13 protein-coding genes are annotated in these 21548 nt (G+C 66.3%); 12 read left to right on the top strand and 1 reads right to left on the bottom strand.

The window, feature by feature from the left end:
* Positions 1–33 precede the first annotated feature (33 nt).
* From KT882_RS24160 to KT882_RS24140, 5 genes are all read left to right on the top strand, one after another.
* Positions 34–1419 (top strand): replicative DNA helicase, encoded by a 1386-nt coding sequence (locus KT882_RS24160; protein ID WP_161072655.1) that lies wholly within the window; start codon positions 34–36, stop codon positions 1417–1419.
* A gap of 99 nt (positions 1420–1518) precedes the next feature.
* Positions 1519–2145 carry a DUF47 domain-containing protein gene (locus KT882_RS24155; protein ID WP_056394474.1) on the top strand — a complete coding sequence of 209 codons (627 nt, stop codon included), beginning with the start codon at positions 1519–1521 and terminating at the stop codon, positions 2143–2145.
* A 36-nt stretch (positions 2146–2181) separates the two neighbouring features.
* Positions 2182–3195, top strand: a complete 1014-nt coding sequence (locus tag KT882_RS24150) for an inorganic phosphate transporter (protein WP_161072654.1) — start codon at positions 2182–2184, stop codon at positions 3193–3195.
* Positions 3196–3254: 59 nt separating this feature from the next.
* Positions 3255–4295, top strand: a complete 1041-nt coding sequence (locus tag KT882_RS24145; RefSeq protein WP_228893502.1) for a bile acid:sodium symporter family protein — start codon at positions 3255–3257, stop codon at positions 4293–4295.
* Positions 4295–4762: a GNAT family N-acetyltransferase gene (locus KT882_RS24140; protein WP_228893501.1), complete on the top strand. Its 468-nt coding sequence runs from the start codon at positions 4295–4297 to the stop codon at positions 4760–4762. Before KT882_RS24145 ends, KT882_RS24140 begins: the two co-directional genes overlap by 1 nt.
* 10 nt (positions 4763–4772) lie before the next feature.
* On the opposite strand, the gene KT882_RS24135 is transcribed toward KT882_RS24140, so the two are convergent.
* Positions 4773–5666, bottom strand: a complete 894-nt coding sequence (locus KT882_RS24135; protein ID WP_161072651.1) for an MBL fold metallo-hydrolase — start codon at positions 5664–5666, stop codon at positions 4773–4775.
* A gap of 275 nt (positions 5667–5941) precedes the next feature.
* On the opposite strand from KT882_RS24135, the gene KT882_RS24130 reads away from it, so the two are divergent.
* From KT882_RS24130 to KT882_RS24100, 7 genes are all read left to right on the top strand, one after another.
* Entirely contained in the window at positions 5942–7600 is a 1659-nt protein-coding gene (locus tag KT882_RS24130) for an HD domain-containing phosphohydrolase (protein ID WP_161072650.1), read from the top strand.
* 3 nt (positions 7601–7603) lie between these two features.
* Positions 7604–9856 (top strand): CHASE2 domain-containing protein, encoded by a 2253-nt coding sequence (locus KT882_RS24125; protein ID WP_161072649.1) that lies wholly within the window; start codon positions 7604–7606, stop codon positions 9854–9856.
* Positions 9857–9981: 125 nt separating this feature from the next.
* Positions 9982–11034, top strand: coding sequence for a ShlB/FhaC/HecB family hemolysin secretion/activation protein (locus KT882_RS24120; protein ID WP_228893500.1), 1053 nt, complete (start codon positions 9982–9984; stop codon positions 11032–11034).
* 33 nt (positions 11035–11067) lie between these two features.
* The gene (locus KT882_RS24115) at positions 11068–18252 is read left to right on the top strand and encodes a YDG domain-containing protein (protein WP_228893499.1); all 7185 of its coding nucleotides are present in this window, start codon (positions 11068–11070) and stop codon (positions 18250–18252) included.
* 16 nt (positions 18253–18268) lie between these two features.
* Positions 18269–19030, top strand: a complete 762-nt coding sequence (locus tag KT882_RS24110; protein WP_161072647.1) for a FecR family protein — start codon at positions 18269–18271, stop codon at positions 19028–19030.
* Positions 19031–19079: 49 nt separating this feature from the next.
* A complete protein-coding gene (locus tag KT882_RS24105) occupies positions 19080–20657 on the top strand; it encodes a ShlB/FhaC/HecB family hemolysin secretion/activation protein (RefSeq protein WP_161072646.1) in 1578 nt (525 codons plus the stop codon).
* A gap of 45 nt (positions 20658–20702) precedes the next feature.
* The gene (locus tag KT882_RS24100; RefSeq protein ID WP_228893498.1) at positions 20703–21545 is read left to right on the top strand and encodes a FecR family protein; all 843 of its coding nucleotides are present in this window, start codon (positions 20703–20705) and stop codon (positions 21543–21545) included.
* The last annotated feature ends 3 nt before the right edge of the window (positions 21546–21548 follow it).

Below are 21548 nucleotides of genomic sequence, written 5' to 3'. Positions count from 1 at the left end.
TGCCCTTGCACCGAAGCAGGTATAATTCGCGCCATGAACACCCCCTCCGATCCACAGGTAGATTCGCTACGCATTCCGCCGCATTCCATCGAAGCAGAACAGTCCGTCATCGGCGGCCTGCTGCGCGACAATGCCGCGTTCGACCGTATCGCGGATTTCATGAATCCCGACGATTTCTACCGCTATGATCACCGCATCATCTTCGAACAGATCGTCCGCCTGATCAACGGCTCCAAGCCGGCCGACGTGCTGACCGTGTTCGAAGCGCTGTCCATGCTGGGCAAGGCGGACGAGGTGGGCGGCATGGCCTATCTGAACGCGATGGCGCAGAACACGCCCTCGGCCGCCAATATCCGGCGCTACGCCGAGATCGTGCGCGACCGCGGCATCCTGCGCCAGCTCATCACCGTGGCCGACGAGATTTCCGGCCAGGCCTTCAGCCCGCAGGGCAAAGAGGTCAAGCAGATGCTGGACGAGGCCGAGTCCAAGATTTTCGCCATCGCCGAGCAGGGCGCCCGCGGCGCCCAGGGCTGGCTGCCGGTGCAGCCGCTGCTGACCCAGGTGGTCGAGCGCATCGACGAGCTGTACAGCCGCGACAATTCCAGCGAAATCACCGGCGTGCCGACCGGCTTCATCGACCTGGACCGCATGACCTCCGGCCTGCAGCCGGGCGACCTGGTCATCGTGGCCGGCCGTCCGTCCATGGGCAAGACCGCGTTCTCGGTCAACATCGGCGAGAACGTGGCGGTCGACGCCGGCCTGCCGGTGGCCATCTTCTCCATGGAGATGGGCGGCACCCAGCTGGCCATGCGTATGCTGGGTTCGGTGGGCATGCTGGACCAGCACCGCCTGCGGACCGGTAAGCTGAATGATGAAGACTGGCCGCGCCTGACCAACGCCATCCAGAAAATGAACGACGCCCAGGTGTTCATCGACGAAACGCCGGCGCTGAATCCGATCGAGATGCGCGCCCGCGCGCGCCGCCTGTCGCGCCAGTGCGGCAAGCTGGGCCTGATCATCGTCGACTACCTGCAGCTGATGCAGGGCAGCAAGCCGGGCGACAACCGCGCCTCCGAGATTTCCGAGATCTCGCGCTCGCTCAAGGGCCTGGCGAAAGAGCTGCACTGTCCCGTCATCGCGCTGTCGCAGCTGAACCGTTCGCTGGAACAGCGGCCCAACAAGCGTCCCGTGATGTCCGACTTGCGCGAATCGGGCGCTATCGAGCAGGATGCCGACGTCATCATCTTCCTGTACCGGGACGAGGTGTACAACCCCGACTCACCCGAAAAAGGCACGGCCGAGATCATTATCGGCAAACAGCGTAACGGCCCGATCGGCGCAATACGTTTGACCTGGATGGGCATGTACACCAAGTTCGGCAACTACAGCGGCTCGCTGACGACCTACCAGGGCGACTAAGTTTTCGAATTTCGCACTACCCCCGCAGTACCCGCAATTTTCTGAGGCCGCCGCGTGGCGGCTGCCTGCAGTAACGATGATTCATGATTGGAGAATAATATGTTTGGACGCTTGATGCCCACCGAGGGCAAGTTTTTTGACCTGTTCAACCAGCACGCCGAGCTGTGCGTCAAAGGCGCCAAAGAAATGCTGGCCCTGATGACCAACTTCGACGACCTGGAAAACCGCGTGCACGCCATCGAAGGCATCGAGAAACAGGCCGACAAGATCACCTACGCCACGGTCGACCTGCTGCACAAGACCTTCATCACCCCGATCGACCGCGACGACATCCACAAGCTGATCACCAAGATGGACGACATCCTGGACCTGATGGAAGACGCCGGCCAGACCGTGTCGCTGTACGACCTGCACTCGGTCACGCCGGAAGCCAAGCGCCTGGCCGAACTGGTGCTGGCCTGCACCGAGAAGGTCAAGGACGCCGTGGCCCTGCTGCACAATATGGACAATTCGCGCCAGATCGTCGCCATCTGCGAAGAGATCGACCGCCTGGAATCGGACGCCGACCACGTGATGCGCGCCGCCATGTCCAAGCTGTTCCGCGACGAACCGGACGTGCGCAACCTGATCAAGATGAAGGCCATCTACGAAATCCTGGAAACGGTGACCGACCGTTGCGAAGACGTGGCCAACATCATCGAAGGCATCATCGTCGAAAACGCGTAATTGCCACCCTTCGCCACTACGAAAAAAGAATAATCCATGAATAGCGTACAAATGAGCATCTATGTGCTGGGAGTGCTGGTCTTCCTGGCGCTGGTGTTTGACTTCATGAACGGCTTCCACGACGCCGCCAACGCGATCGCCACCGTGGTCTCGACCGGCGTGCTCAAGCCGCAGACCGCCGTCGCCATGGCCGCCTGCTTCAACTTCGTCGCCATCTTCGTGTTCCACCAGCTGACCGTGGCCGCCACAGTGGGCAAGGGCACCATCGACCCCGGCGTGGTGGACCAGTACGTCATCTTCGGCGCGCTGATGGGCGCCATCGTCTGGAACCTGGTCACCTGGTACTACGGCATTCCGTCCTCGTCCTCGCACGCGCTGATCGGCGGCCTGGTGGGCGCGGCGGTGGCCAAGTCGGGCACCGGCGCGCTGATTTCCGCCGGCCTGATCAAGACCGTGGTGTTCATTGTGCTGTCGCCGCTGCTGGGCTTCCTGTTCGGTTCGCTGATGATGCTGCTGGTGTCCTGGATCTTCGTGCGCACCACGCCGCGCAAGGTCGACACCTGGTTCCGCCGCCTGCAGCTGGCCTCGGCCGCCGCCTACTCGCTGGGCCACGGCGGCAACGACGCGCAAAAAACCATCGGCATCATCTGGATGCTGCTGATCGCGGCCGGCTACTCCGCCGCCGGCGACACCTCGCCGCCGCTGTGGGTGATCGTCTCCTGCTACACGGCGATCAGTTTCGGCACGCTGTTCGGCGGCTGGCGCATCGTCAAGACCATGGGCCAGAAGATCACCAAGCTCAAACCGGTGGGCGGCTTCTGCGCCGAAACCGGCGGCGCCATCACCCTGTTCACCGCCACCGCCCTGGGCGTGCCGGTGTCCACCACCCACACCATCACCGGCGCCATCGTCGGCGTGGGCTCGGCCCAGAAGATGTCGGCCGTGCGCTGGGGCGTGGCGGGCAACATCGTGTGGGCCTGGATCTTCACCATCCCGGCCTCGGCCTTCGTGGCGGCGATCGCCTGGTGGGTCGGCAAGCACATCATGTAATTCATGCAATAAAAATGCAGTGCAAAGGGAGCTTCGGCTCCCTTTGTTACAATATGGGCATGTCTTCCATCCTCGCTTTCCTGCGCCGCCTGCGGCCCGACAATTTCACGCTGGCCCTGCTGTTCACCGTGGCCGTCGCCAGTCTCCTTCCCTGCACCGGCCGCGTGGCCGAAGCGTTCAGCGCCGTCACGGCGTTCGCCATCGGCGCGCTGTTTTTCCTGCATGGCGCCAAGCTGCCGCGCGAAGCCATCGTGGCCGGACTCACGCACTGGCGCCTGCACTTGCTGGTGCTGTGCTGCACCTTCGTGCTGTTCCCGCTGCTGGGCCTGCTGCTCAAGCCCCTGGCGCTGACGGTGCTGACGCCGGAGCTCTACCTCGGCGTGCTGTTCCTGTGCATGTTGCCATCCACCGTCCAATCGTCCATCGCCTTTACCGCCGTCGCGCGCGGCAATGTGGCTGCCGCCGTATGCAGCGCTTCCGCCTCCAATTTCCTGGGCATCTTCGCCACGCCGCTGCTGGTCAGCGCGCTGGTGGTGCACGGCCCTTCGGCCAAGCCGCCGCTGGACGCGGTCATGTCCATCGTGCTGCAGCTGCTGCTGCCTTTCGTGGCGGGGCAGCTGATGCGGCGCTGGATAGGCGCATGGGTGGACCGTCACAAACCGCTGCTGCGCTTTGTTGACCAGGGCTCCATCCTGCTGGTGGTGTACACCGCCTTCAGCCAGGCGGTGAGCGAAGGGCTGTGGCACAAGGTGGGCGTGCCGTCGCTGCTGGCGCTCGCGCTGCTGTGCTGCCTGCTGCTGGCCGTGGTGCTGATGCTGACCGGCTGGATCAGCCGCAGGCTTGGTTTCAGCAAGGAGGACGAGGTCACCGTGGTCTTCTGCGGCTCCAAGAAGAGTCTGGCCAGCGGCGTGCCCATGGCCAAGGTGCTGTTCGCCACGTCCTCGCTGGGCATGGTCATCCTGCCGCTGATGCTGTTCCACCAGATCCAGCTGATGGTGTGCGCGGTGCTGGCGCAGCGCTTTGCCGCCAGAGCTGAGGGAGCCCGTCAGGCCGGAGCGCAGGCGGCGCCGCAGGGCAGGGCGCAGGGCGGGTTGCAGTGATGCGCGCAGCCTGGCGCGTGGAAGCGGCCGATCCCGGTTCGCCCGACGCGGCGCAGCTGATGGCCGAGCTGTCGGCCGTGCTGGCGGCGCTCACCGGCGACAGCGGCCAGTCCTCCTTCGATCCCGATGATGTGCGCGGCCCGCAGGCCCGCTTCGCCGTGGCGCGCGGCAGGGACGGCGCGGCCGCCGGCTGCGGCGCCTTGCGGCCGCTGGAAGAGGGTGTTGCGGAGATCAAGCGCATGTACGCGCGGCCGGGGCATGCCGGCTGCGGCAGCGCTGTGCTGGCCTTCCTTGAAAGCGAGGCGGCTGCGCTGGGCTACGGCGCGCTGCGCCTGTCCGCGCGGCGCGTGAATGCCCGCGCCGTGGCGTTCTATGCGGCGCGCGGCTACGCGCTGATTCCCAATTTTGGCCGCTACGCAGCCAAACCGGAATCGCTGTGTTTTGAAAAGCGCCTGGAGCCGGCTTAGACATCGAGGCTTAAAGTTCGACTTCCAGCCCTTCGTAGGCCAGCACCACCTCCAGGCCTTCCGGCAGCGGGGCGCGGCGCGCCATCACTTCGGCGAACACCGCTTCCAGCTCGTCGTCGCTCCGGGTCGGTTCGTGGTGGGTGCAGTACAGCCGTTTGGCGCCGGCCTTGATGGCCATGTCGAAGGCCGAATCGAAGGTGCCGTGTCCCCAGCCCTGCTTGGCCGGGTATTCTTCGCGGGTATAGGAACAGTCGACGATGAGCGCCGTCACGCCGCGCACTTTGTCCTCCTGCGCGCGGGCGCGTTCCTGGATATGCTGCTGGTAGGCCGCGTACTCGGGGTGGTCTTCCGGGTAGATGTTGTAATGCGGTTCGTGGTCGCCGGTGAAGAACACCGATTTGCCGTTGCAGTCGATGCGGTAGCCCAAGTCGATCACCGGATGGTTCATGACCACGTTCGACACCACCGCGTCGCCCACTTCAATCGCCTCGTCCACCGCCAGCGTGCGGTATTCGATGGTGGCGTCCATCTGCGTTTCGCTGACCGGGAAATAGCTGTTCTGCAGCTGCACGCCCATCACATGCTCAATGCCGTTGCCGGTGTCCGGATCGGTGGTGCCGTGCAGGCGCACGCGGCTGCCCTTGATGAACAGCGGGGTGAAGAAGGGCAGGCCGTGGATATGGTCCCAGTGGCTATGGGTGATGAAGATATTCGCCTGCACCGGGGTTTTCTTCTGGGCGATCAGCGACTGCGCCAGCGCAAACAGGCCGGTGCCGCCGTCGATAATGATCAAGGTGTCGTCGTCGCTGCGCACCTCGATGCAGGTGGTGTTGCCGCCATAGCGCGCAGTGCGCGGACCGGGGGAGGGAATCGAGCCGCGCACCCCCCAAAATTTGAATTTCATGCTCTCTGCCTTTTAACTCCGCCCACTGGCGTTCCACACTGCCGCCCTTCTGTTGACTATTCAATATGAACCATGATTGAACAGGCAAGTGACGATCCCCCTCCGATGATAGCCTTTTTTTTATCGATTCTGGGCCAAAAGTTGCGAAATTGAGCGATGTGCGCGGCGCACGCCTGTTCGGCGGGGATTTCGGCGCATTTCCAATGTACAGCCGCTTGCACTGAGGCTACACTTCTAATCAATATCGTCTATGCACCAAAGATTGTAAAAACACCATGCAAGAGCTGAACCACATACAAATCGCGCAGCGGCTGGACCAGCTGACGGAACTGAGCGTGGCGCTCGGCGCCAGCCATGACACGGACCAGCTGCTCGAACGCATATTGATGGTGGCCAAGGGCATGACCCATGCGGACGGCGGCACGCTGTACCGCCCCAGCGCCGACGGCGCCAGCTTGTGCTTCCACATTTCCGTCAACGACACCCTGGGCATACGCCAGGGCGGCGCCAGCGGCGACAAGATCGACATTCCGGCCGTGCCCCTGTACGACGAGCAGGGCGACAAAAACCTGTCCTCGGTGGCGGCCTACTCGGCCAACTTCCGGCTCTCGGTGAATATCGAGGACGTGTACCAGGCCGACGTGTTCAACTTCTCCGGCATGCGTTCCTTCGACCAGCAGCGCGGCTACCATTCGCAGTCCTTCCTGACGGTGCCGATGACCGACCACGAAGGCGAGCTGGTGGGCGTGCTGCAGCTGGTCAACGCGAAAGATCCGGGCACCGGCGCCATCTGCGCCTTCTCGCCCACCGACCAGCGCTTTATCGAGGCGCTGGCCGCGCAGGCCGCCGTGGCGCTGACCAACCAGCGCCTGATCCAGCAGCTGGAAGACCTGCTGGAAGCGCTGGTCAACCTGATCAACATCGGCATCGACGAAAAATCGCCCTACACCGGCCGCCACTGCCAGTTCGTGCCCGAACTGACCATGATGCTGGCCGAGGCGGTGCACAACGCCGACAGCGGCCCGCTGGCCGACTTCCGCATGACCGACGGCGACCGCAAGGAACTGTGGCTGGCCGGCCTGCTGCACGACTGCGGCAAGATCACCACGCCGGTCCACGTGGTGGACAAGGGCACCAAGCTGGAAACCATTTTCGACCGCATCCACATGGTCAGCGCCCGCTTCGAAGTGCTGATGCGCGACGCCGAAATCCGCGCGCTGAAGGCCAAGCTGGCCGGCGGCGACCACGCCGCCATCGACGCGGCCCTGGCCGAGGAGCTGGCGCAGCTGGAGCGGGACCGCCAGTTCCTGCGCGTGGCCAATGTGGGCGGCGAGGGCATGAAGCCGGAAGACCAGGAGCGCGTGCGCCAGATCGCCGGCTACCGCTGGACCGGCCCGCGCGTGCAGAAGAAGGAGCCGGGCGCCGAGGAGCGGCCGTTCGTGCGCGAGGAGCAGGACTTCCTCACCGCCGAGGAGACCGAGAACCTGAACATCCGCTTCGGCACGCTGACCGAGCCGGAACGCAAGGAAATCAACAACCACATTTCGGTCACGATACGCATGCTGGAGTCGCTGCCGTGGCCCAAGCACCTGCAGAACGTGCCGGAATACGCCGGCGGCCACCACGAGCGCATGGACGGCAAGGGCTATCCGCGCGGGCTGACCAAGGACCAGATGTCGGTGCAGGCGCGCATCATGGCCATCGCCGATATTTTCGAGGCGCTGACCGCGCGCGACCGGCCGTATAAAAAAGGCAAGCCGCTGTCCGAGTCGCTGCGCATCCTGGGCAATTTCAGCCTGAACGGCCACATCGATCCGGACCTGTTCGACATCTTCATCCGCCAGAAGGTCTACCTGAACTTCGCGCACAAGAACGTGGACGAGCGCCAGCTGGACCATGTGGACGAGTCCAAGATCCCCGGCTACACCCCGTAGCCGATGGCCAGGCTATTGCAAAAATACGGCGCGCGCTGGCTGCTAGGGCTGCTGCTGTGCGCCGCCGCCATCCTGCACACGGCCAACGTGCTGCACGCGGACACGCTGGACCGCATGGATACCTTCGTCTCCGGCCTGCGCATGCGGCTGGAAACGCCGGTGCTCGACCCGCGCGTGGTGATTGTCGACATCGACGAGAAGAGCCTGGCCGAAGTGGGGCGCTTCCCGTGGAGCCGCAACGTGATGGCCAGGCTGGTCGAACAGCTCACCGTGAAATACGAAGTGGCGGCGGTCGGCTTCGACGTCTCCTTCCCCGAGCCGGACACCAGTTCCGGCTATGACGTGCTGAAACAGCTGGCCCAGGGCGAGCTGCAGCAAGTGCCCGGCCTGCAGGGCCAGCTGGCGCGCCTGCAGCCGCAGCTCGACTACGACGGCCTGCTGGCGCAGGCGCTGCAAGGCCAGCCGGTGGTGCTGGGCTACAACCTGTCCGGCAGCCAGGCCAAGGGCATGCTGCCGAAACCGGCGTTCACCGAGGAAGCGCTGAACGGCCGCACCGTGGACGCCTACAAGGTGGCCGGCTACGAGGCCAATATCGCGCGCCTGCAGTCGGCCGCGCTCAGCGCCGGCATCTTCACCGCCATGCCGGACCGCGACGGCGTGGTGCGTTCCACGCCGCTGCTGCAAAAGATCGGCCAGGGCTACTACCCAACGCTCTCGCTGGCCACCGCCGCCGTGGCGCTGCGGGCGCGCGCCATCAACCCCCTGTTCGAGGGCACGGTGGACACCTTGTCCGAGTCCCAACGCGCCAACGGCGGCCTGGAAGCCATCGGCCTGTTCCACGCGGAAGGCAATATCCGCATCCCGGTCGGCGAGGGGCTGACCACCACGGTGCAGTACCGCGGCCCCGGCGGCCCGCAGGGCGGCGGCTACCGCTACGTGTCGGCGGCCGACGTGCTGCGCGGCGCCGTGCCGGCCGAACAGCTGGCCGGCGCCATCGTGCTGGTGGGTACCACCGCGCCCGGCCTGAACGACTTGCGGGCCACCCCGGTCAACGCCCAGTATCCCGGGGTGGAAATCCACGCCAATATGATCAGCTCCATCCTGGACGGCAGCTTCAAGTTCCGGCCCGACTACGCTTCGCAGTTCGAGGCGGTGCAGCTGCTGGTGCTGGGCCTGCTCCTGGCGCTGCTGCTGCCGGTGCTGGCGCCGGCCTGGTCCATCCTGCTGGCGCTGCTGGCGGGCGGCGCGGCGGCGGCCTTCAATTTCTACCTGTACAGCGCGCACGACCTCGTGTTCAACGTCTCGTCCATGCTGGTGCTGGCGCTGGCGCTGTTCATCCTGAACGTGGCCTGGGGCTATTTCTTCGAAGTGCGGCGCGGCCGCGCGCTGGTGTCGCGCTTTGGCGAATACGTGGCGCCCGAACTGGTGGCCGAGATGGCCGAAAATCCGGAAAAGTACAATATGGACGGCGAAAGCCGCGAGCTGACCGTGATGTTCGTCGACGTGCGCGGCTTCACCACCATCTCTGAAGGCCTGACGCCGAAAGTCCTGCGCGAGTACATCAATCTCTACCTGACGGCGATGTCGACCGACATCCGCGACAGCCACCGCGGCACGCTGGACAAATACATAGGCGACGCGGTGATGGCCTTCTGGGGCGCGCCGGTGGCCTTCCCGGACCACGCCAGCCGGGGCGTGGCCACCGCACTGCTGATGCAGGCCAGCGCGCAGCGGCTGAACCAGGACTTCCTGCAGCGCGGCTGGCCGGAGCTGAAAATCGGCATCGGCCTGAACACCGGCCAGATGCACGTGGGCGACATGGGCTCGGAGATCCGCCGCGCCTATACCGTCATGGGCGACGCGGTCAACCTGGGGGCGCGGCTGGAAGGCATCACCAAGGTGTATGGCGTGGGCATCGCCGTGGGCGAGGTCACGCGCGCCGAAGCGCCGGAATTCGCCTACCGCGAGCTGGACCTGGTGCGCGTGAAGGGCAAGAACGAGCCGGTGGCCATTTTCGAGCCGCTGGCGCTGGACAGCGCGCTGGCGCAGCCGGCCCGGGACGAACTGGCGCGCTGGCACGCGGCGCTGGCCCTGGTGCGCAGCCAGCAGTGGGACGCGGCCCAGGCGGCGCTGGAGGCGCTGCAGGCCGGGGCGCCGCACGGCCTGTACCAACTGTATCTGGAGCGTGTGGCGCACCACCGGGCGCACCCGCCGGGCGCCGGCTGGGACGGCGTAACGACTTTCGATACCAAGTAAAAACGACAAAAAGTATCTGTGCGGAAATGCATCAAAGCCGCGAAAAATGCGGACGCCAGCCGTATTTCGGACTAAACTGAGAGAAACATCCATTTCTTTCAAGTCAAGTCCTGGCGGAGGCCATCATGCGATGCCGCGTCGTGCAACTGCTGGCTGGAGCGGCCTTCGCCGCCGCTCCCGGCGCGGCTGTTTGCGGCGGCCAGGAAGCGGAAAAGCCCGCCCTGTCCGGAACCGTGACCCTGGATAACAGCGGGGCGGCTGGGAAGAATGGCGCGGACGGCCGCTTGCGCGGCGGCGTGCGCATCGACTACAGCCTGCCGGCGTCCACGCCGGGTGCCACGCTGGACTTGTACGGCGGCTACAACCAGGCCGAATTTGTTTCGCAAGACCGTGCCTGGCAAGACCGGACCTGGCAGGAGGGCGGCAAGGGCGCCATGCTGGGGGCGCGCTACAGCCAGCTGCTGTCCAAGAGCGACAGCCATGAGGGGCGCTTGAACCTGGGCGCCGGCATCAAGGCCTTCCGCGCCGACGGCGGACAGCAGGACGGCGAAGCGGGCGGCGGCGTGACGGTCCATCCGCTGAGCCTGAATTACAGCGGCAACTGGCTGTTCGACAAGGGCGAGCTGAACGGCTCGGTGACGGTGCTGCACAACCTGGCCGGCGGCGCGCGCGGCGGGCAGGACGATTTCAGCCGGGCGCGGCCCGGCGCGGACGCCCGCTACAGCATCGTGCGGCTGGCGGCCAGCCTGACCCGGCAGCTGCCGCGCGATTTCCAGATGCGCGCCGCCGTGAACGGGCAGTACACGCGCGACGCGCTGGTGGCGGGGGAGCAGATCGGCATCGGCGGCGGCGCCCGGGTGCGTGGTTTTAGCGCCCGCGACCTGGCAAATGACAGCGGACTGACCGCCAATGTCGAGCTATACTCGCCGCAGTTGTGCGGCGATTCGCGCTGGCAATGCCGCGCACTGGTGTTTTATGACAAGGGGCTGATCAAGCGCAACCTCGAACAGGGAGGCGAGCTGCGCACGAAATCGATCGGCAGCGTGGGCGTGGGCCTGCGCGTCAATATCTCCCGCGATGTGGATGTACAGCTGGACTACGGCCATGTGCTGCGCTCCAGCCAGATGCCGTCACAAGATAAAAATCGCCTGCACGTCAGGGTAGACCTGAGCTGGTGACACGCTAAAAATATGCACAATGAGGTAAGTACGATGATGACAGGTCCGGTTCCCCAAGGCATGCGGCGCAAGCTGCTCGCGGTGTTGGTTGCAGCTTGCTACGGCTCCGCTTACGGCAACCCCAGCACACCGCAGGTCGTCGCCGGCCAGGCCACCTTCCTCCAGCAAGGCAATTTGTACTCGATTACGAATACGCCGAACACCATCATCAACTGGCAGAACTTCTCGATCAATCCCAACGAGATCACACGCTTTATCCAGCAGAGCGGCGACAGCAAGGTGCTGAACCGCATCGTCGGCCAGGATCCCAGCAAAATCCTCGGCTCGCTGCAGTCGAACGGCAAGGTCTATCTGATCAACCCGAACGGCATATTGTTCGGCAAGGACGCGCGGGTCGACGTCAACGGCCTGGTGGCCTCCAGTCTGGCCATCAGCAATAGCGACTTCCTGGCCGGCAAAAACCACTTCGGCGGCGCCGGCGCCGGCAAGGTCATCAATCAGGGCAGCATCACCACCCCGTCCGGCGGCCAGGTCTACCTGATCGGCTCCGGCGTGGAGAACAGCGGCGTGATCACCTCGCCGCAGGGCGAAGTGGTGCTGGCGGCGGGCAATAGCGTGCAGCTGGTGGACTCGGCCAACCCGGACGTGCACGTGGTGGTGTCGGCCCCGGCCGACCAGGCGCTGAACCTGGGCCAGGTGCTGGCGGCGGGCGGCAAGGTGGGCATCTACGGCGCGCTGGTGAACCAGCGCGGCCGCATCAACGCGGACAGCGCGACGGTGGGCGAGAACGGCAAGATCGTGCTCAAGGCCGGCGGCGCCAACAGCACCACCATGCTGGAGGCGGGCAGCCAGACCAGCGCCACCAACAGCGCCGGCAAGGGCGGTGAGATCCAGCTGCTGGGCGAGCGCGTGGGACTGAGCGGCAACGCGGCGGTGGACGCCAGCGGCGCGGCCGGCGGCGGCAGCGTGCTGATCGGCGGCGACTACCAGGGACAGAACGCGGCGGTGCCGCATGCCCGGCAGACTTATATCGGCGCGGACGCCAGCGTGCGCGCCGACGCCACCGTGCGCGGCGACGGCGGCAAGATCATCGCCTGGAGCGACGGCGCCACCCGCGTGTTCGGCCAGCTGTCCGCGCGCGGCGGCGCGCAGGGCGGCGACGGCGGCCTGGTGGAAACCTCGGGCCACTACCTCGACATGCAGGGCAAGGTCGATACCCGCGCCCAGGCGCCGGGCGGCAAGAGCGGCACGCTGCTGCTCGATCCGACCGACATCTACATCGCCGACAACGCGCTGGCGGCCTTCTACGGCGGCGGCATGCCGCTCACCGCGCCGCCGCTGCTGCAGGACCTCACCGGCAAGATTTTTGAAATCGCCAGCGTGGCGCACGAGTCGCTGCTGACCACCAGCGCGCTGCAAGCGCTGCTGGACACCACGGATGTGACCGTGCGCACCACCAATAGCAGCGGAACCGGCGACGGTTCCATCCACGTCATCAATGCGGTGGGCTGGACCAGTGCCAGCAGCCTGACGCTGCAGGCCGACAAGGACATCTTCCTGAAAGCCGGCATCTCCGCGCCCAATGCGGCGTTGAACCTGAATGCCGGCGCCGGGCGCATCGTGCAGACCACCAGCCCGGTCGACGGCCTGACGGCGAAGAGCCTGAGCGCCCTCGCGGCCGGCGACATTACGCTGGACAATACGGGCAACGGCGTGTCCGGCGCCACGACGCTGAACTCCACCTCGAGCACCGGCAATATCACGCTGAGCGGCCAGAGCTTCAAGCTGGGCAACAGCAGCGCCGGCGGCAATCTGACGGTCAGCGCGGCGAATGGCGACCTGGCCGTGACCGGCACCGTCACGGCGGGCGGCGCCGTGGCCCTTTCCACGCTGGCCGGCGCCGGCCACCGCATCACCAACAGCGGCGGCGTCACCTCCGGCGCCAGCATCGAGCTGAACAGCGACAAGATGACGCTGGCCGGCGGCACGCTGACGGCGCCGTCGGTGCTGCTGAAGTCGGGCAATGCCATCAACCTTGGCGCCACCACCAGCACGGCCGGCACGCTGGAGCTGAGCACGGCCGACCTGGCCTCGGTGACGGCCAACGAGCTGCAAGTGACGGTCACGGGCGGCGAAAAAGATATTCTGGTCAGCGCGTCGCTGGCATTTGGCAAGCAGCTCGCGCTGACGGCCACGCACGACATCACGCTGGGCGCGGCGGTCGCCACTGGCGGACTGACGCTGAGCGCATCGCGTGATATCGCTGCCACCGGCAGCGTCGCGGTCGACGGCACCTTCAACCTGGTGCAGGGCAGCTGGAGCCAAAATGCCAACACGCTGCCGGCCTTCAGCGCCAAGGACTTCCGCCTGAGCGGCGGCACCTTCCTGCGCGGCTACGGTACCGGCGACTCAGGCTATATGCTGTCCGATGTATACGGCCTGCAGGGCGTGGCCACGCTGGGATCCAGCCTGGCCTTTACGCTGGGTGGCAATATCGACGCCACCGGCACCTCGCTGTGGAACGGCGGCGCCGGCTTCAAGCCCATAGGCAATAGCGACTATGCCTATAGCGGCATTTTCGACGGCTATGGCAAGACCATCACCGGTTTGGTCATCAACCGCCCCGAAATTAACAACGTGGGCCTGTTCAGCCACCTGGGCAGCGGCAGCACCGTCCGCGATCTGGTATTGCAGGGCGCCTCGGTAACGGGGGCCGCCAATGTCGGCGCGCTGGCGGGCAATTCCGGCGGCACCGTCCGCAACGTGGTGTTGCAGGGCGGCTCGGTCACGGGCACGGAGAATGTCGGCGCGCTGGCGGGCTATAATTCCGGCATTGCCATCGAAAAAGTGGCCAGTTCCGCCAGCGTGAGCGGCATCCGCAATGCGGGCGGCCTGGTTGGCAACACTACTGGCAACATCACCGAATCCAGCGCCACCGGTGCCGTGACCGGCCGCCATGCGGCCATGGACGCCAATAGCATCGGCGGACTGGTGGGTCTCAACAGCGGCGCCATTACAAAATCCTTCGCCACCGGCGCCGTGGACACCATAGGCCAGGGCTACGCCGGCGGCCTGGTGGGCACCAATAGCGGCACTGTAACCAGCTCCTACGCCAGCGGCGCGGTGGCCACCATCGGTGAAATCGTCGGGGGCCTGGTGGGCGACAACTACGGCACCATAGCGCGCTCCTACGCCACCGGCAATGTGGCCGCCGGGCGCAATGTGGGCGGCCTGGTGGGACGCAACGGCTATGACGGCCAATCCGCCGCCAGCCTCAGCAATGTCTACGCCAGCGGCAACGTCAGCCACCGGGGCAGCAGCACGGACTTTGTGCATAACAACGCCGGCGGCCTGCTGGGCGAATTCGCCGCCGGCGCCATCACCAATGCCTATGCCACCGGCCAGGTGGACGGCAGCGGGTTCGGCACCGGCGTCAATGGCCTGGTCGGCTTTACCAACGGCTCCCAGGTGGTGCACGGCTATTACGACACCACCAAGGCTGGCCGCAGCACGGACGCCGCAGGCGGCATCGGGCTGACCACGGCGCAGACCAAGCTGCAGAGCAGCTTCGAGGACTTCTTCACCGGAGATGTCTGGCGCATCTATGACGGCTATACTACGCCGCTGCTGAAAGATTTCCTGACGCCTGTCACCGTGACTGTCACCGGCAGCAATGCCAGCGCGGTGTACGGCAACGTGCTGCCGACCTACACCGGCACGCCCACCTACGACGGCCTGCTCAACGGCGACTCGCTGAGCGGCACCCTGGGCTGGGGAGCGGCGAAGAACGTCGGCACCTACAGCACCGGCGGCCTGTATTCGACCGCCTACGACATCACCTACGCGGCCGGCGCGCCGACGCTGGCAATCACGCGGCGCGAGCTGACGGCGACCATAGGCGGCAGCAAGGTCTACGATGGCACCACCACCTTCAGCAATGCCAGCGCCACGCTATCTGGCGTGGCATATGACGATGTCGTATCGGCCAGTGTATCGGCCAGCTACGCCGACAAGAACGCCGGCACCGGCAAGGCCCTCAGCGGCGTCGAGCTGCACCTGAACGAGTCGGCCGCGAGCAACAACTATACGCTCAAGACTACCTACAACAGCGACGCCGAAATCACGCGCGCGGCGCTGAGCGTCGGCGGCATCAGTGGTGTGAACCGTGTCTATAACGGCACCACGGCCGCCACGGTCAACGCCGCCGGCGACTGGTCTGTCCACGGGCTGTCGGGCGATACCGTCACGGCGGCGCTGGCCGGCGGCTACACCTTCAGCGACAAGAATGTGGGCGTGGAAAAATCCATCCGCGTGCCGCTCACGCTGAGCGGTACCGATGCGGGCAACTACCTGCCGTACACCACCACCTACGCCAACATTAGCGCCGCGCCGCTCAGCATCAGCGGATTGACCGGCGTGAACCGGGTCTACGACGGCACCAATAACGCCACCGTGGGCAACGCCACCTTCAGCGGCGTGTTCGGCAGCGATGTGGTAACGCTGGGCACGGTGCATGCCTATTTCACCGGCGGCAAGAACGTGGGCAGCAACAAGGCGATTGCCTTCGAAGGCCTGGCGTCGCTGGGCGGCGCCGACGGCGCCAACTATCAGGTGACCGGCGCCATGCCGGGCAATGTCAGCGCGAGCATTACGCCGGCCACGCTGACCGTGAACGGCATCACGGCGCAAAACCGGGCCTACAACGGCGGCACCGGCGTCACCCTGAACGTGGGCGAGGGCGGAAACCTGAGCGGCGTGATCCTGGGCGACAATGTATTGCTGAACTCGTCCAGCATGAGCGGCAGCTTTGCGGACCGCAACGTCGGCAACGGCAAAACGGTGACGGTGTCGGGCCTGTCGCTGGACCCCAGCGCTGACTCCGGCAACTACGTGCTGGCGGCGCCCACACTGACGGCCAACATCACGCAGCTGGGCAAGGCCATCTGGACCGGCAGCGCGGGCAACAATCTGTGGAGCGACGCCAGCAACTGGGCCGGCGGCGCGGTGCCGACGGCCAGCAATGTGATTGCCGCCGAACTGAGCGCCTATGGCGGCGCCGTGATCTACGACGGCGGCGCGACCACGCTGAACAGCCTGACTTCCGTGCACGGGCAGGGCTTGACCATGAGGGACGGCGCGCTGACGCTGGGCGTGACGAGTGGCGATACGTCCAGCTTGTCCGGCGGCGCCCTCAGCCTGACCAGCGGTAGCCTGAACCTGGTCGGCAGCCTGACCAGCGGCAGCTACGCGCAAACCGGCGGCACGCTCAACGGCGGCAGCAGCGGCCGGCTGACGACCAATACCTTCAACCAGAGCGGTGGCACGATCAGCGGCCTGACGGGGCTCACCGTGAATTCGCAGTACGCGCAGAGCGGCGGCAGCATCGCCATTCCCGGCACCGTGACGATCCATCACTACACCGGCAACCTGGTGGTGGGATCGATTTCGGCGCTCGAGTCGATCGCGCTGTACACGGGCGAGGGCGGGGGCGGCATCAGCCAGAACGGCGCGCTGAACACCGGTACCCTGACGGTATCGTCGCAGGGCGGCGTGACGCTCAACAACAGCGGCAACCATGTGCTGCACTTCAGCGGCAGCAATAGCGGCGGCAGCGGCATCAGTCTGTACAACACCTTGAGCGGCGAAGAGCAGCTCGCGGTGGGACCGCTGAGCACCACTGCCGGCAGTCTGCTGATCGACAACGTGGGCGGCATTTACACCGCCGGCACGCTGTCAGCGGGCGGCGGCGCGATCTTCCTGACGGCCCATAGCCCGATCACCATCAGCGACACGCTGGTGGCCGACAGCATCAGCCTGTCGGCCAGCACCGGGATTTCCCTGACGCAGGACGCCAATCTCCAGGCCAACCATAATATTTCCATGGTGGCCGGCACCGGCATCGCCCTGGCCGGCATGCTGAACAGCAGTCATGGCAGCATCAACCTGCAGGCGCAGACGGGCAGTATCACGGCGGATCCCGATATGCACATCACCGGCGCCGGCGCGGTCCGGTTGACCGCACCGCATGGTTCGATCTCGGCGCCGAGCGGCATCTTCCAGGGCGGTAGCCAGCCTGTCCTGACCGACAGCGCGGCTGCGGCTGCGGCCGCTGCCAAAGCGGCAGCGGAAGCGGCAGCCCAGGCCGCAGCGGAGGCGGCAGCCAAGGCGGCAGCGGAGGCGGCGGCCAAGGCGGCGGCGGAGAAAGCGGCGGCGGAAGCCGCAGCCAAGGCCGCAGCAGAGAAGGCGGCGGCGGAGGCGGCGGCCAAGGCAGCGGCAGAGGAAGCGGCAGCCAAGGCGGCGGCGGAAGCGGCGGCCAAAGCGGCAGCCGAGGAAGCGGCAGCCAAGGCGGCGGCGGAGAAGGCGGCAGCGGAAGCGGCGGCCAAGGCTGCGGCGGAGAAGGCGGCAGCGGAAGCGGCGGCCAAGGCGGCGGCGGAGAAAGCGGCGGCGGAAGCGGCGGCCAAGGCTGCGGCGGAGAAGGCGGCGGCGGAAGCGGCGGCCAAGGCGGCAGCGGAGAAGGCGGCAGCGGAAGCGGCAGCCAAGGCGGCAGCGGAGAAGGCGGCAGCGGAAGCGGCAGCCAAGGCGGCGGCGGAAGCCGCAGCGAAGGCAGCGGCAGAGGCGGCGGCCAAGGCGGCAGCGGAAGAAGCGGCAGCCAAGGCCGCAGCGGAAGAAGCGGCAGCCAAGGCAGCAGCGGAAGCGGCGGCGAAAGCGGCAGCCGATGCGGCAGCCAAGGCGGCGGCGGACGCGGCAGCGAAAGCGGCAGCCGACGCGGCGGCCAAGGCGGCGGCGGACGCGGCAGCGAAAGCGGCAGCCGACGCGGCGGCCAAGGCAGCAGCGGACGCGGCAGCGAAAGCGGCAGCCGATGCGGCAGCCAAGGCGGCGGCGGAGGCGGCAGCGAAGGCAGCCGCCGACGCGGCCGCAGCCAAGCAGGCCGCCGACGCGGCCGCAGCGGCAGCGCAGAACGATTCGACCGCGCCGGTGGGCCAGGCGCTCAATTCCACCGTCAACATCATCAACACCGCCGCCGGCACGCCGGGCAAGCAGGCCGGTTCTACCCCCGACGGCGCCGGCGCGGGCAGCGCTGGCTCCAGCAGCGCCGCCAGCAGCCAGCCTGCGGACACCAAGAAGGATGATGGCAAGAAGGAGGACAGCAAGGACAGCGGCGCCACCGGCCTCAGCGCGGTGAAAACCGAGCCGACCAAGAAGATGTACTGCAATTAAGACCATGGCCGTCCGCATGCCGCTTTCTTGCCGCCCCGCCAGCCGTCTCGCCCGCCGCCGCGTCCTTGCGGCCGGCTTGCTGCTGTCCGCCCTTGCGGCCCTGCCTGGCGCGGCGCTGGCCGCACCGGTGGCGGCCACGGTGGTGCAGCTGAGCGGCGCCATGCTGGCGCGGAAGCCGGACGGCAGCGTCAAGCCGCTGGCGCTGCGCTCCGAAGTGGAAAGCGGCGACACCCTGCTGACCCAGGCCGGCGCCTACGCGCAGCTGCGCTTTATCGACAACAGCGAAGTCATCATGAAGCCGTCCACCACCTTGCAGGTGGAGCAGTTCGCTTTTGCGCGCGGCAAGCAGGCCGACGACCAGGCCAGCTTCCAGCTGCTGAAGGGCGGCATGCGCTCGGTCAGCGGCCTGCTGGGCCAGCGCAGCAAGGAAAAATTCCTGATCCGCACGCCCAGCGCCAACATCGGCATCCGCGGCACCACCTTCATCCTGGAGTTCGTGGAGGCGGGCGCCGCGCCTGAGCAGGCCGCGCCGCCGTCGGGCAGCATGATTCCGCCCGCGCCGCCGCCGGCCGGCGGCTTGCCGCCCGGCTTGCACGTCTATGTCAGCGACGGGGGCATCTCCGTGACCAACCAGGCCGGTGTGGGGCAGTACGATCCCGGCCAGTTCGGCTACATCAAGGACCTGACCACCAAGCCGGTGAAAATGACCGCCAACCCCGGTATCCAGTTCAGTCCGCCCGCGTCGTTCTCGCCGCCGCCGCCCGCCGATGCTTACTGAGAATCCGATTGAAATACCTACGCAGCATCAGAAAAAACCAAGAGCCAATATGACATTGAAACTAGCGCGCTTTTTTGCAGGCAGTGTGCTTGCCGCCGCCGTGACCTCAGCCTGGGCAGCCGAGCCCGATGCCGTGATTCGTTTTGAAATCAGCCGTTTCGAGGTGACGGGCAACACTCTGCTGCCCGCCGCCGAGGTGGCCGGCCTGGTGGCCAACTACACCGGCAAGCAGCGCGACTTTGGCGACGTGCAGCGGGCGCTGGAAGCGCTGGAGGCGGCCTACCAGGCGCGCGGCTACAACGTGGTGACGGTGGAGCTGCCGGAGCAGGAACTGGACCGCGGCGTGGTGCGCCTGAACGTGGTGGAGACCAGGATAGGCCGCGTCAAGGTGAAGGGCAACCAGCATTTCGACGAAGCCAATATCCGCCGCAGCCTGCCTGCGCTGCAAGAGGGCAAGACGCCGAATCTGACCGAGGTGTCCGGCAATCTGCGCCTGGCCAATGAAAATCCGGCCAAGAAAGTGAACCTGAAGCTGCAGAGCAGCGATACCGACGGCGAAGTCGATGCGTCGCTGGAAACCACGGACGAGAACCCCTGGAAGGCCATGCTCAACGCCGACAACACCGGCACCGGGCAGACCGGCAAGACCCACCTGGGCTTCGTGCTGCAGCATGCCAATCTGTGGGGCCGCGACCATGTGGCCAGCCTGCAGTACACCACCACGGCCGAGAAGCCCGGCGCGGTGAAAGTGTACGGCGTGGGCTACCACATTCCCCTGTACAGCCTGAACGACTCGCTGGACTTCTTCGGCAGCTACTCCAACGTCGACTCCGGCACCGTGTCGGCCGGCATTCTCGACCTGGCGGTCAGCGGCAAGGGCGCCGTGTTCGGCACCCGCTACACGCACGGCCTGGCCAAGCGCGGCAACTACGAGTCGCGCCTGGTCTACGGGGTGGATTACAAGGCCTTCAAGAACAGCGTGCTGGCGCTGGGGACCAACTTCGGCAACGACGTCACGGTCCATCCGCTGAGTGTGAACTATGTCGGCAACTGGAGCAGCGGCGGCACCGAGCTGGGCGGCTCGGTCACGCTGGTGCACAACGTGGCCGGCGGCTCGCGCGGCAGCCAGGAAGACTTCACCCTCAGCCGCGCCGGCGCCAAGGCGGCTTACAACCTGCTGCGCCTGTCGGGCAGCTACAGCCGCAGCCTGCCGCAGGACTGGCAGCTGCGCGCCATCGTCAACGGCCAGCTGACGGCGGACGCGCTGATCCCGGGCGAGCAGTTCGGCGCCGGCGGCGCCGGTTCCGTGCGCGGCTTCAGCGAACGCGAGGTATCGAACGACAGCGGCCTGAGCGCCAATCTGGAGCTGTACACGCCGGATCTGTGCAAGAACGAGCGCTGGCAGTGCCGCGCGCTGGCCTTCTACGACGCCGCCTACGCCAAGCGCAACCACGGGCTGCCCGGCGAGCCCGGCAGCAGCAGCATAGGCAGCACGGGCCTGGGCCTGCGCGTGGCCATGGGCGCCTACGTCAACCTGCAACTGGACTACGGCCATGTGCTGCAGGCCGGGGACACCGGGCACAGCGGCGGCAACCGCCTGCACGTCCGGCTGGGCTTGTCTTACTGAGCGTGATGCACTTGCGCGCCTTACACGAAGAATCGGGAATACAAAATGAGTCTGCCTAAAAAACTGTCTGCAACAAAAGCCATGCTGGCGCTGCTGCTGTGGTGCAGCTGCACCCTGGCCCTGGCGGCGCAAGTGGCCGGCACCGTGGTGCAGCTGAGCGGCCCGCTGCTGGCGCGCAAGGCCAGCGGCGCGGTCAAGATCCTGTCGCTCAAGTCCGAGGTGGAGAGCGGCGACACGCTGGTCACCGAGAAGAACACCTACGCCATGGTGCGCTTCATCGACAACAGCGAGATGACGCTCAAGCCGGCCACCACCATGAAGATCGACAGCTACGCTTTCGACAACGCCAAGCCGGACGGCGACGCCGCCAATTTCAGCCTGGTGAAGGGCGGCCTGCGTTCCGTAACCGGCCTGCTGGGCAAGCGCAACAAGGAAAAGTTCGAGCTGAAAACGCCGAGCGCCACGATCGGCATCCGCGGCACCACCTTCCTGGCCGAATACGTTCCGCCCGACGAAGAGCGCGCCCTGGCTTCGCTTCAGGCCTGGCTCAATGCCAGCACCGCCGCGCTGGGCGACAGCGTGATGCCGGTCGCGCCGCTGCAGCTGGCGCAAGGGCCGCTGGTGCTGCCCACACCCGGCACCCAGCGGGCGCCGGGTCTGTATGTGCAGGTGCTCGATGGCCTGATCCACGTCACCAACCCGGCCGGCACGGCAAACTTCTCCGCCGGCCAGTTCGGCTATACGCCGAACTTCAAGCAGCCGCCGGTCATTTTGCCTGTGAATCCCGGCATCCCGTTCACGCCGCCGCCTGCTTTCAATTCGTCGACGCCGACCAGCAGCACCGGCCCGCAGGGCAAATCGAACACGATAGACTGCGAGGTTCGTTAAGCG

It is taken from the genome of Pseudoduganella aquatica, assembly GCF_020865585.1.
Taxonomy (GTDB): Bacteria; Pseudomonadota; Gammaproteobacteria; order Burkholderiales; family Burkholderiaceae_D; genus Rugamonas; species Rugamonas aquatica_A.
The sequence above is the reverse complement of the archived record's forward strand: the minus strand, read 5'-3'. Positions and strand labels throughout refer to the sequence as shown.

Bases quoted from the DNA above. Each gene is read 5' to 3' on its own strand.
- KT882_RS24160 (WP_161072655.1), top strand. From the start codon at position 34: ATGAACACCCCCTCCGATCCACAGGTAGATTCGCTACGCATTCCGCCG.
- KT882_RS24155 (WP_056394474.1), top strand. From the start codon at position 1,519: ATGTTTGGACGCTTGATGCCCACCGAGGGCAAGTTTTTTGACCTGTTC.
- KT882_RS24150 (WP_161072654.1), top strand. From the start codon at position 2,182: ATGAATAGCGTACAAATGAGCATCTATGTGCTGGGAGTGCTGGTCTTC.
- KT882_RS24145 (WP_228893502.1), top strand. From the start codon at position 3,255: ATGTCTTCCATCCTCGCTTTCCTGCGCCGCCTGCGGCCCGACAATTTC.
- KT882_RS24140 (WP_228893501.1), top strand. From the start codon at position 4,295: ATGCGCGCAGCCTGGCGCGTGGAAGCGGCCGATCCCGGTTCGCCCGAC.
- KT882_RS24135 (WP_161072651.1), bottom strand. From the start codon at position 5,666: ATGAAATTCAAATTTTGGGGGGTGCGCGGCTCGATTCCCTCCCCCGGT.
- KT882_RS24130 (WP_161072650.1), top strand. From the start codon at position 5,942: ATGCAAGAGCTGAACCACATACAAATCGCGCAGCGGCTGGACCAGCTG.
- KT882_RS24125 (WP_161072649.1), top strand. From the start codon at position 7,604: ATGGCCAGGCTATTGCAAAAATACGGCGCGCGCTGGCTGCTAGGGCTG.
- KT882_RS24120 (WP_228893500.1), top strand. From the start codon at position 9,982: ATGCGATGCCGCGTCGTGCAACTGCTGGCTGGAGCGGCCTTCGCCGCC.
- KT882_RS24115 (WP_228893499.1), top strand. From the start codon at position 11,068: ATGATGACAGGTCCGGTTCCCCAAGGCATGCGGCGCAAGCTGCTCGCG.
- KT882_RS24110 (WP_161072647.1), top strand. From the start codon at position 18,269: ATGCCGCTTTCTTGCCGCCCCGCCAGCCGTCTCGCCCGCCGCCGCGTC.
- KT882_RS24105 (WP_161072646.1), top strand. From the start codon at position 19,080: ATGACATTGAAACTAGCGCGCTTTTTTGCAGGCAGTGTGCTTGCCGCC.
- KT882_RS24100 (WP_228893498.1), top strand. From the start codon at position 20,703: ATGAGTCTGCCTAAAAAACTGTCTGCAACAAAAGCCATGCTGGCGCTG.